This is a genomic window from bacterium (assembly GCA_024228115.1).
Classification (GTDB): domain Bacteria; phylum Myxococcota_A; class UBA9160; order UBA9160; family UBA6930.
In genome coordinates this window covers 1-11,519 of record JAAETT010000158.1, presented here as the reverse complement: position 1 = coordinate 11,519, position 11,519 = coordinate 1, and the positions used below count along the sequence as shown (strand labels likewise).

At 65.8% G+C, this 11,519-nt stretch carries 9 protein-coding genes, 3 tRNA genes and 1 pseudogene; 11 read left to right on the top strand and 2 right to left on the bottom strand.

Annotated elements, in window-relative coordinates; genetic code table 11:
- Positions 1-136: 136 nt before the first annotated feature.
- Positions 137-316 (bottom strand): hypothetical protein, encoded by a 180-nt coding sequence (locus GY937_07995; protein MCP5056655.1) that lies wholly within the window; start codon positions 314-316, stop codon positions 137-139.
- A gap of 44 nt (positions 317-360) precedes the next feature.
- Between GY937_07995 and GY937_07990 the strand changes: the two genes are divergently transcribed.
- The 10 genes from GY937_07990 (at position 361) to GY937_07945 (ending at position 10,152) form a co-directional block, all read left to right on the top strand.
- Positions 361-804 carry a hypothetical protein gene (locus GY937_07990; protein MCP5056654.1) on the top strand — a complete coding sequence of 148 codons (444 nt, stop codon included), beginning with the start codon at positions 361-363 and terminating at the stop codon, positions 802-804.
- Positions 801-1,424, top strand: coding sequence for a hypothetical protein (locus GY937_07985; GenBank protein ID MCP5056653.1), 624 nt, complete (start codon positions 801-803; stop codon positions 1,422-1,424). Before GY937_07990 ends, GY937_07985 begins: the two co-directional genes overlap by 4 nt.
- Positions 1,421-2,353, top strand: a complete 933-nt coding sequence (locus GY937_07980; GenBank protein MCP5056652.1) for a hypothetical protein — start codon at positions 1,421-1,423, stop codon at positions 2,351-2,353. Before GY937_07985 ends, GY937_07980 begins: the two co-directional genes overlap by 4 nt.
- Before the next feature lie 2 nt (positions 2,354-2,355).
- Complete coding sequence (locus tag GY937_07975) at positions 2,356-4,983, top strand: hypothetical protein (protein MCP5056651.1); 2,628 nt, start codon at positions 2,356-2,358, stop codon at positions 4,981-4,983.
- A 35-nt stretch (positions 4,984-5,018) separates the two neighbouring features.
- The gene (locus tag GY937_07970; GenBank protein MCP5056650.1) at positions 5,019-5,816 is read left to right on the top strand and encodes an outer membrane lipoprotein-sorting protein; all 798 of its coding nucleotides are present in this window, start codon (positions 5,019-5,021) and stop codon (positions 5,814-5,816) included.
- Between the two features lie 3 nt (positions 5,817-5,819).
- Positions 5,820-9,026, top strand: a complete 3,207-nt coding sequence (locus GY937_07965; protein MCP5056649.1) for an MMPL family transporter — start codon at positions 5,820-5,822, stop codon at positions 9,024-9,026.
- Positions 9,027-9,092: 66 nt separating this feature from the next.
- A complete protein-coding gene (locus GY937_07960) occupies positions 9,093-9,650 on the top strand; it encodes a hypothetical protein (GenBank protein ID MCP5056648.1) in 558 nt (185 codons plus the stop codon).
- Between the two features lie 114 nt (positions 9,651-9,764).
- Positions 9,765-9,854 (top strand) — tRNA-Ser (locus tag GY937_07955).
- Positions 9,855-9,917: 63 nt separating this feature from the next.
- A tRNA-Ser gene (locus GY937_07950) sits at positions 9,918-10,005 on the top strand.
- Between the two features lie 70 nt (positions 10,006-10,075).
- Positions 10,076-10,152, top strand: a tRNA-Arg gene (locus GY937_07945).
- Positions 10,153-10,317: 165 nt separating this feature from the next.
- On the opposite strand, the pseudogene GY937_07940 reads toward GY937_07945, so the two are convergent.
- Positions 10,318-10,596 (bottom strand): annotated as a pseudogene (locus tag GY937_07940) (tyrosine-type recombinase/integrase).
- Here GY937_07940 and GY937_07935 point away from each other — a divergent pair.
- Positions 10,441-11,385 (top strand): HipA domain-containing protein, encoded by a 945-nt coding sequence (locus tag GY937_07935; GenBank protein MCP5056647.1) that lies wholly within the window; start codon positions 10,441-10,443, stop codon positions 11,383-11,385. The pseudogene GY937_07940 and the gene GY937_07935 sit on opposite strands and share 156 nt — an antisense overlap.
- Positions 11,386-11,519 lie beyond the last annotated feature (134 nt).

Below are 11,519 nucleotides of genomic sequence, written 5' to 3'. Positions count from 1 at the left end.
CGTGATGAGTTACGTGGACGGACACAACGATGATCCCACTCCCTTCGTCTGGTCCAAGACAGCAGAAGAGATCATCGAAAAGGTTGGCAGAGCCAGGCGCGCGCTGGATAATGCCCCAACAGCGTGAATCACATCACTAGATAGGGCCCGTTACCGGATCGCACGTCGCGAGCCCGATCTGGCCGTACTGCCGCTGGCCGATGGCTTCCTCTACTGCGTGCAGGCGAAGATCGATCCGGCGGACGAGCACTTCGCCATGATCCGTGACATGGCCGTGAAGCACACCGAGCGCGGCTTCCTGCCGGCGTTCAGCCATCTCGAAATGCCCCAGGCGACGGGCTCGAACGAGGAGGAGGGTACGTGAGAAGCTCCTACGTCCTGGCCGCAGCAGCGCTGATGGTGCTCGTCGTCGGCGGTGCCGGTTGCTCCAGTTGCAACAACAAGCGGGCGACGGGGCTCTACACGATCGATCCCGATCCCGAGGGCGCGGTGCCGCCGCAATACGTCGAACGCCTGCTGGCCCAGGATTCGGCCGCGGCCGCAGCCTTCGTCTTCGTCAACCACCGCCACGGCTTCCTGCCTTCCGGCCAGATCCAGGTGAGCGTGAATCTGGAGAGTCGGATCGTGAACGACGAATACTGGCTCGAATGGAAGGCCGTCTTCTATGACGCCGATCGCTTTCCGGTCGAGGAGACCGAGTGGCATCCATTCCCCGTGGGCCCATCGGTGGTGCACACGATCAAGGCGAGCAGCACGTCCCCGGTGGCAAAAGACTACACGCTCTTCGTTCGGAGCCTACGATGAAGGTACGACTCTTCGCCATTCTGTTGCTAGGCGTGATGCCGATCTGGGCCTGTTCCAGCTGCGACAAGAAGGCGCCCCATCCGATGCGCGATGCCCTGGGCCAGCTGCCGGAGGACGGCCAGCTTTCCAAGGAGGTCGTCGAAGATGCAGCGGCCACCCATGACGGCTCGTTCCTCGGGCCGGGCGGCGCCCGGCCCGGCACGCCCGGGGCGGATTCCGCCAGTGGCGTGATCATTGGCCCGTTGCGAGCAGAGGAAGTGCCGCCCCACCTCGATCCGGTTTCGGGGGACGCGGGTCTGGGCCTCCGCGGAGTGATCGGCGAGCGCATCGCCGCGGCCGGCACGCTGAACCTGCACGACGCGCCAGGGGAACGGCTCATCGATGACTCGCCGCGCCCGGATCTCGCTCGGAAGGGTGTGCGCTTCATCATCAAAGGCACGCTGAAGTTCTCGAAGGAGCAGGGCGAGGTGCTGGTACTGCTGAGAGCGGTCGAGACCCGAAGCGGCAAGATCGTGGAGTTCACGTCCGCACGCGGCCCCGTGGCCGACGAGGCGGCCCGTGAGGCAGCCAACCGGCTGGCGGTGAAGTTGGCGGCGCGGGTCGGGGGAGGTTCATCATGAGGCATTGGATCTGCGCATGCATGCTAGCCGTGATGAGTGTGGACGTGCTTTCGTGCTCGAACTGTTCCGGAGGGGTGGCGTTGCCAGCGCAACAGACCCAGCGACGCGCGATCGAAGCGCTGCCGCCCGAGATCTACGCCGATACGGTCACCGTCCAGGATTTCCGCCGGGTATGTGACGCCCTGGCCCGGGATCTGGTTACCCAGCCTTTCATCACCCGTTCCGGCAAGCCGCCGGTGATCACGATTCGCAAGCTTGCCAACAAGACCTCGGTGATGATCGACGAGGAGATCTTCCAGGAGACGATCCGCGTCCAGTTGATGGAGCATTCCCGCGGCGCAATCCTGTTCCGGGACGACGAATCCTATCGGGACATCGTGCAGGAGCGGCTGCGCCAGAGTTCGAGCGAGATCGAGGTGACGCTCACGGATTCGGTCGTCAGCAAGAACACGCGCCAACGGGGCCGGGATCTCGAATTCGACCGTGGGAGCCTTTCGGGCCAGAACCAGCATGCCTCGGATAGCGGGCTGCAGGATGCCGAGCAGGAGCTCGACCTCGAGCAAAGCGCGAGTGTCAGCGGAAAGGTCGCCCAGGCGGACTACTTCCTGCGCGGGCTGATCTACCAGCTGCGCGAGGCCGACGCCCGGTCTCCCGACCAGGGCATGAGCTACTTCCAGTATCAGTTCCGGGTGGTGGATGCGCGCAGCGGCATCATCATGTGGGAGAAGATGCTCGATACCAAGCTCATGGGAACCTACGCGCCGGTGAAGGCGGCACCGGCCGGAGCCGGCGGGCAGGCGGGCGGGGCGCCCAACTTGTTCAGCGGCTGTGTGCCCTCCCAGGGCTCCACGGCCCCGGCCGGCAACTGCCCGGCTGGCTTCGTGCCCGGCAGTGCTACGCAGCAATCACAGCCGCAAACGACACCTTGAGGATGCTTCGAGCATTCTCCTGGCTGGTGGTGCTGGCCTTCCTTCCCGCCGCCGGCGCGGCCCAGACGATGCTCTTTCCGGGACAGACCGGGAACCAGATCGAGATCACGATCGGCAACACTGTCGGTACGACGACGCTGACCGGTGTGAGCATCCTCGTACCCGATGCGCCCAAGTACATCACGATCGACAGCATCACGCCGAAAGGCGCCATCCTCGAGCCCGGCCGGAGCGAGACGTTCACGATCGTGTTCTCGGTGAAGGGGAACGCCCCGGATGGCGCAGCGGAATCGATCGCGCTGCGTCTCCAGGCCGATCAGGCCGTGACGTTCGACATTCCGGTTCCGACCTTCGACGTGGCCATCGGCGCCGCTTCGCCGGCGGCATCCGGTGCCGACCTGGCCGCGCGCGTGGCCCGGTTGGAGGCGTTGCGTGCCCAGCTCGATGCGGCCGCCGACGGCGTTCGGAGTGCTGCCACAGAGGCTTCGGATGCCGCCGGCCGGGTCGACGGCGCGGCGGCCGACCTGGCCGGCACGAGCTTCGACGCCGCGGCTGCGCAGGCCGATTGCGTGAACGCGGTCAGCCGCTCCACCCGCTTGACGGCAGCGGCCGTTCGCATGGAGCGCTCCGAAGGTCTGGTGGATACGGCAGTGCGCGGCGCCGAGGCGATCGCCACCAGCTGCAGCTCTGCAGATTCCGCGGCTCGCATCGACGAGCTGCTCGACAATGCCCACTCGATGACGGTCGAAATGGGCATCGAGCTGGAGAGCATGCGCGCGGATGCGAAGGGCCTGGGCGACGATCATCCTGAGCGCGCGCGAATCGAACTCCTGCTCGACGTCGCCCGGCGTGGTGCAGCCGAAGCCCAGGCTGCGGCCGCCCGCGGCGAGCCGTTGCTCACCACCGCGGCCGAGCTTCGCCACACCCTCGATGGCGAGAAGGCGTTGTTCGACGCCGCGGCCGCGCAGGCCTCGGCACTGCCGGATACCCCGGCCCTGGTTGCGCGGGCCGCCGCCGCAACGGCGGGCTTGCCGGAGCCCTCGGCGGAGTTCACGGCGGGCCAGCAGGCCGCGACCGAGGCGGCTGCACGTCTGGCCGAGGCCGAGACCACTGCCAAGGCCCTGCTTGCTGCCCTGGTCTGCGATGTCGGGAAGGACACCGCGGCCGTCTTGGCTCGGGCCGAGAATGCGCACACCGGCGCTTTGATTCATCTCGGCGCGTCTGATCCGTTGCGCACCCGAGCGGCCGAATGCCTGGCAGCGAATCCCCCGCCCGCTCCGCCTCCCACGCCGACGGCGGCACTGCTGGCCATCACCAACCTGGTCGTATCCGGCGCAGCTGGCGGCGCTCCGATCGAAGGCAATGCGGTCATCGCGTCGATCGATTTCGACGCCGCCTACGATGGCATGGTCGCCATCACCTGCACGCGTGGCCACGATGGTCACGACGGTGGTGGCGTTCAGCTCCTGGGTGTGAAGCCCGGCCCGCAACACGTCGATTGCCTCTTCCCGGAGATGTCGCTGAACGGCCATCCGTTTGGCGATTCCATCCTTGTAACCCTCAGCGATGGCGACAAGACCAATATCTCTCGCACGGCGCGCTTCAGCTGGCAAAAGGGTGACAAGTACCTGGGCATGAGCGTCGTCGATTCGGATAGCGGCCAACACGGTCCGAAGTTCCCTGTCGGCGGCGAGCTGATGATCACCACCCAATGGGGTCTCAACGATTTCGGTACCGGCAATCGCACGATCCGCTACCTGGCCAATGGCACGCCCTTCGCCGAAGAACCGATCTCCGATACGGCGGGCGCGACCGTCACGCACACGGCCCATTTCCCCGTGACCCGCAAGTATCGCGGGAAGCTCGAGATCCGGGTGCAGCTCTTCCATCCCGACGGAAGCAAGCGAGAAGGCAGCGAGACCGTGCGCACGGTGGACGTGCGTGATCAAATCATCGCGGTCTCCGTCACCACGGGGCAGGGCAGTCCGGTCAACCGGGTGCCCCAGAGCACCCAGGTCTTCGTTCCGGTGGTGGTCGAACTCGGCGAAGGCCTGAAGGGCTCGCGAACGCTCGAACTCTCCAACAACAAGGGCGCCGTGCTAGGCCGGCAATCCTTCAGTTCCGATGGCGGGGAGACGGTGAACCGTGCGTTCATGGTGGATACCAGCGGGCTTCGTCCTGGCCGCTATGCGCTTTCGATCCGCCTCACGGATCCCAATGGCAAGCGGGATCGGAAGATCCGCGAGTTCCACATCCAGGAGCCGCCGCTGATGCCGCCCCCGCGCAACACAGGCGGGCTCGACGATCGGGTCTGCTCTGGCGATGCGATCCAGGTGCTCCTGCACGATCACGGCATTGCGGACGGGGATATCGTCTCGCTGGGCGTGGGCGGCCAGATCGTGGCCCCGGGACGCAACCTGAACAACGGCTGCCATCCCGATGATTGCCTCGTCCATACCTTCAATCTGAAGCCTGGGGAGCGTACGACGATCTCGGTCTACGCCCACAACACGGGGACGAACGGCCCGAACACTGCTGAGTTGGTCACGATGGGTGGATGCAGCCCGGATCGCCAGGAATGGTCGCTCGAGGCCGGCGAGTCCGGCGCCATCTGGGTCAGCCGGCCCTAGCCCGCCGGCAGGCCTCCTGGCCTACATTTCGCGGGATGAACCGATTGCCGCGCCGATCCCCCTGGCTACTGATTCTCCTGTCGTTGCTGCTTGGAAGCCCCACGCAGGCGGAAGAAGGGCTCGATGCCCTGGCCGATTGCGTGCGTGAGAACTTTCCGGAAGAGAGCAGCATCCAGGAAGTGACATTGCGCACCGAGGATCGCGGCGGCTCGTCGCGTCAGCTCACCGCGAAGATCTGGTGGAAGCGGTTCAAGGCGAAGCGCTCGCGGGTCTTGATCCAGGTGACGAGCCCCGAAGACGTGCGCGGGGCGTCGGTTCTTCTGATCGAGCGTGACGATGGCACCGATCTCTTTCTCTACTCGCCGGAGTTGAAGAAGAGCCGACGCATCAACTCGCACTCGGTTTCTGGCTCGCTCTTCGGGAGCGATTTCACCTATGAGGATTTCCAACAGCTCCAGGGGCTGGCGTTGGCTGGGGCTACCGAGCGCCTGGCGCCCGTCGAGTTGGACGGTGTCGTGGCAGACGCGTTCGTCCAGAAGAAGGCACCCGAGGGCGGATCCGCCTACGAAAAGGTCGTCACCTACGTCACCCAGGAGACCTGCATTCCGATGAAGAGCGAGATGTTCGCGCCCGGAGGCAGCCTTCGAAAGGTGATGCGGGCGGATCTCGACTCCACGATCGAGCGCGACGGCGTTCGCATCCCCAGCCGGCTGAGTATGGAGGACGTGTTGGAGGGCTCGACGACGAGCCTCGAGGTGACGTCTCTCGAGGTCGACGTGAAGATCAAACGACGGATCTTCGAACTCGCCACGCTCGGCCGCTCGGTGGACTGAGCCGTGACGCTAGGCGAGTTGATCGGACGGCACGCCGGCTGGGTGCTGGCCGCCGTATTCGCAGCGACGCTTCTCGCGCTGGCGGTGCTGGTCGATCCGGGGACCGGACGCGTACGCCTCGTCATCGAGCCCGGGATCGAAAGCCTGCTTCCCGAGGACGATCCGGAACGAACCTTCCTGGACGAGACGCGGCAGCGCTTCGGCGCCGATGACAGCCTGGTGTTGGGGTTCGCGACGGAAGACCTCTTCACGACCGATGCGCTCGAGCGCATTGACCAGATCACCCGTCGCTTGACGGCGATGGAAGAGATTCGCAGCGTCACGTCCCTGACCACGGCGGTGAATGTCGTCGGCACCGAAGAAGGGCTGGAGATCGGCCCCTTCGTGGCCGCCATTCCTCGCGACGCCGAGGGCCTCGCGGCATTGCGCGCCGCGGTGATGGACAATCCGTTCACTTCCGGAAGCCTGGTGGCGGAGGACGAGGCGGCGACGGCCCTCCTGCTGACGCTCGTGCCGTTGACCAGCCGGGAGTACCAGGAGCGCGAGGTCAGCGACCGCGTGCTGGCGATCGCCTACGAAGCAGCGGGGGATGCCGAGATCTGGCTGACGGGCGGCCCGCACCTGGGTGAAGCCAACGCGCGAGTCCTCGTTCGCGAGACGCTGCTGCTGCCGGGGCTGATCCTGGCTGCCGTATCTCTCGTGTTGCTGCTGGCCTTCCGCACCGTGCGTGGCGTGCTGTTGCCGCTCGCTACCGTGGCGGTGGCCGTCGTCTGGACGCTGGCGTTCGTGGTGGCGACCGGGCACGGCCTGAACGCCATCACGGTGCTGGTCCCCGTTCTGCTGACGACACTTGGCATCTCCTACGCCATCCACGTCGTCAGCGAATACTACGAGGTCGAAGCGGAGAGCCCTGCGGCGCGTGCCGGCCTGGCAACGAGCCAGGTGCAACTGCCGGTCCTGCTGACTGGCCTGACCACCGCGATCGGTTTCGCCACGCTGGTGCTTTCGCCGCTGCCGGCGGTGCGCGAGTTCGGCGTACTCTCGGTGATCGGCGTCGGCTTCACCGTGGTGGCTGCTCTTACGCTCACGCCAGCGGTACTGGCCTTCCTGCCCCTGCCGAAGCGCCTCCCCCCGGCGACAGGTCGCAGTGAGTCGGTCGCAGCTCGTGTCGCGCACTTCGCCGTGCGGCGGCGTCCATGGATCTTCGGTGCCTTCGCGGCCACCCTGGCCATCGCCCTGCTCGGCGCAGCTTCCATCCGTGTGGGTTCCGACCAGATCCGCAAGTTCCCGGCGGACGCTCCGGTACGCCAGGATTTCGAGGCCGTCAACGAGAGGTTAGGCGGTGCCAACCCACTGCTGATCGTCCTCGAAGGCGAGACGCGCGATACCTTCAAGCGCCCGGAGCATCTGCAGGAGATCGAAGCGCTCCAGGCCTGGCTCGCCGAGGATCCGTCCGTTGGCGAAACAACCTCTCTGGTCGACCACCTGAAGCTCTTGAACCGAGGCTTCCACGAGAACGATCCAGAATCGTTCGTGCTGCCTGAGCGCCAGCGCCTGGTGAGCCAGATCCTGCTCTTCGGCGAGAGCCGCGAGCTGCGCAATCTGGTCGACGTGGCCTATCAGCGAACGATCGTACGGGTGCGCGCGAAGGTGATCGATTCCGACGAGGTCACCGCGTTGAGCCGGCGTATCGATGCACGGCTCGCCGAGCTTCCAGACTCGATCGACGCGCGGGTGACCGGTACGTCGATCATCGTCAGCGGCGCCCTCGACCAGATCATCCGCGGGCAGACACGCGCCGTACTTGCGGCCTTCGTGATCATCTATCTCGTCCTGGCCGCGCTCTTCGTTTCCTTCCGGGTCGGCCTGGTCGCCCTGCTACCGAACGTCGTGCCGGTCGGCGTCTATTTCGGCGCCCTCGGCTGGTCGGGTGTCAGCCTGAACCCGGGCACCAGCTTGATCGCACCGATCGTGTTGGGCATCGCGGTGGACGACACCATCCACTACTTCGCCCGCTTCATCCGTGATGCCAAGCGGCTGGGCGACGAGGAGGCGGCCACGGCCGCCACCCTCGCAGCGGTAGGCCCGCCGGTCACGGTGACGAGCATGGCACTCTGCGTCGGCTTCCTGTGCATGTTGGCAAGTGATCTCTCGACGCAGCGGGAGATTGGTGTGCTGGCGGCCTTCGCGCTGGCCTTCGCGTGGCTCACCGATGTCACGCTGACTCCGGCGCTCTGCGCGCGGATGCGGATCGTCACGCTCTGGGATCTGGTCAGCCTCGATCTTGGTGAGGATCCGCGTCATTCGATCGGTTTGTTCGAGGGCCTTCGCGAAGCCCAGGCGCGGATCGTTGCCCTGATGGGAACGTTGATCACGGCGCCTGCTGGCCGACGCCTCTTCCATGCGGGCGAGCCGGCGGATGGCATGTACGTGGTGATTGCCGGCACGGTGCGAAGCTGGGTGGATGCCGGCGATCGCAATCTGGTCGCGGCCCTGCACGACCGTGGCGATACCATCGGAGAAGCCGGACTCTTCCACGGCGAGCACACGACGAACGCCGAGGTGGTCGAAGACGCCCGGCTGCTGCGCCTCTCCCAGGCGGCGATCGATGGGCTCGCTCGCCGCTATCCGCGTATTGCCGCCGTGTTGTTCCGCAACACGAATCGGATCCTGGCTTCGCGAATGGCGCTCACGACTCGCGGCCAGCACCTCGGCGAGGTCTTCGCCCGGCGCGAGCTGCGCTGGAGCGAGCACGTGCTCACCGCTGACGCTTCGCTCGGCGACGAAGCGCTCCATGCCTCGCTCCGGGCACTCGGCATCCACGAGCAGACCCTGCGCGCATTGGGGCTCATCCCGTTGGTGCAAGTCGCCTGGGCCGATGGTCAGCTCGACGCGCGGGAGCGCGCTGCGATCCTCGATGCCGCCCAGAGCCTGGGCCTGGACCAGGATGCCCAGAGCCTGGAGCTCCTCTCCGAGTGGCTGGCCGGCCCACCCGACGAGAGCCTGTTCCACGCCTGGCGCGGCTACGTCGAGGCGCTGCTCACCCAGCTCAGTATCGAAGGCCGGGTGCGGCTGGAGGAGACCGTCCTCGTGCGCGCCCGGAGCGTGGCCCAGGCCGCCGGTGGCGTGGCGGGCTTGCGCAGGGTTTCGCGCAGCGAGGAACTCGTGCTCGAGCGCCTGGCGGTCGTGTTCCAGCAGGCGGGGGACTGAATCCGCTTCGGCTACCGTTCCCATCTGCCGAAGCACTGGCCGAGGCAGGCGAACGAAGGAGGTCAGATGAGTGACGAAGGCTGGCGCCGCTGCAGCTCGTGCCGCGAGACGATTCCGTTCCAGACGCCGTACTACACCTGCAACGTCTCCACCTGCAACCGCCGCAACACGGCCTTCGTGTTCTGCACGGTCAGTTGCTGGGATGCGCATCTTCCGACGATGAACCACCGCGAGGCCTGGGCCGAGGAACAATGCAGCCCGACCGCCGCCAAGTGGAAGCAGGAGCAGGCCGCAGCGACCCAGGCCGCGAAGCCTGCGGCCAAGCCGCGCGAATCCCGTCGCCGGATCGCACCGAACCAGGCGCCTACTCCTTCCGCAGCGGCACCGACCGCCTCGCCGGCCGCGCCGTCTCGAGCCGCTCTTTCCGACGACGTGCCGCGCGAGATCCTGATCGTTGCGAGCCGCCTGAAGGACTACATCCGCGCGCGTAGCGGCATGAACACCTCCGAACGCGCCCTCGCCCCGCTCTCCGATCTCGTCCGCGAGATCTGCGACCGCGCCATCGAGACGGCCCGCCGTGACGAGCGAAAGACAGTCCTCGACCGCGACATCCCCAGCCGCTGAGAGGGCCACCAGCCAAGGAGCCGCCAGGCCCCACTTCCAGGGCTCTCCCCGGGGGTTTCGGGCCCCCGACGAGCCGGTATCCTACGCCGTCCCCGGAGCCCGCGGCTCCGGGAGGGAGAGGTGGCCGAGTGGCTGAAGGCACAGGTTTGCTAAACCTGCGTAGGGGCAACCCTACCGGGGGTTCGAATCCCCCCCTCTCCGCCAAGTCCATGTGAACACTCGCGATTTAGCACTCGCGAGCCGAGATCGAACAGCCGGAATCAACCCGGAGAGGTGGCCGAGCGGCTTAAGGCGCACGCTTGGAAAGCGTGTGTAGGGAAACCTACCGTGGGTTCGAATCCCACCCTCTCCGCCAGCTTCCCGCACGGCCCAGGTTCGCTAGGATCCGCGCCGCTTGCAGGCCGCCTTCGGGCATCGCCGTGGAAGCGCCCGTAGCTCAGTTGGATAGAGCACCAGTTTGCGGAACTGGGGGTCGCACGTTCGAGTCGTGCCGGGCGCGCCACAACACAGTGGGTCCATTCCGGGGACTTGAGAGTTCTTCGGCGAGTGCGATTTCGACGCTGGTGGGAGTCTGGTGGGACTCCGAGGGAATTCGCGCCAAGAGGTCGGCTGGGACTTCTCCCGGCCCAAGGTGGAGTGGTCCCCAGTAGTCCGCCCCGCCGACCCAGCGGGCATAGTGTCGGGCCGTTACGGCAACATCGCTGTGGCCAAGCTGATGGCTCACGTAGCCGAGCTGGATTCCCAGTGAGAGTAGCCGGGAGGCGTACGTGTCTCGCAGGTCTCTAGGCGTGTGGCATTGCTCCAGCCCGGCACGTCTGAGGATCCGCCTCCAGGACCGTTTCGCGAAGCTTCGAGGGTCGAACCCCGGAAGGACTCTGCTGCTCAGTCTCCGGCAAACCCGGGGCGGTTCAAACAGCTGCTTCGATTCTCGCTGGCAGGGGTCCAGCTGAAGTTCTCAGCCGTGGCGGAGGCGAACGGCGGCCTAACCATTCCCGTGGGCGGGGTCGGCGGGGAGTGGATCGTCAAGCTCCCGTCCACCAAGTTCAACGCGGTTCCCGAGAACGAGTTCGCGATGTTGAATCTGGCACGAGCGGTCGGAATCGATGTGCCAGAGATCCAGCTCGTCGATCCCAGCGATGTGGCAGGCTTGCCCGATGAGGTACGAGATCTGCCGGGTAGGGCCTTGGCGATCAAGCGGTTCGACCGACTACCTGGTGGAGAGGCCATTCATATCGAAGACTTCGCCCAGGTGTTCGGCGTCTATCCGGAGAAGAAGTACGATCGCGCCAGCTACAAGAATATCGCTGAAGTTCTCTGGGCAGAAGACGGAGGATCAGCGATCGAGGAATTCACTCGCCGACTCGTGTTCAACGCACTCATCGGGAACGGTGATATGCACCTCAAGAACTGGTCCCTCATCTACCCAGACGGAAGAAAGGCGGAGATCGCGCCGGCCTACGACTTTGTCTCAACAGTCGCGTATCTCCCAAGAGACAAGATGGCGCTCAACTTCGTGCGATCGAAGGACTTTGCATCATTCTCCCTGGATCGCCTCTCGCGATTCGCGGCGGCAGCGAAACTGCCCGAGAAGCTTGTATTGGGTACCGCCCGAGAGACAACCAGCCGGTTCTTGACGGAATGGGGAGATCGCAAGCACCATCTTGATTTGTCGAACGACCAAGTGGCGGCGATCGACAAGCACCTGAACAGGATTCCTCTCGCTCAAGACGACTAGCAGGCTGCGGAAGAACGCTGGTGGCGTAGCGGAAACCGGGAGCTCGAGGGGGTTTTCCCGGGAATTGAGCGCGGAATCGGGGTTTCGCCGCCGGTGAGTGTCCGGCTCGTGACCCGCGCGGCGCTCCGTTCGGG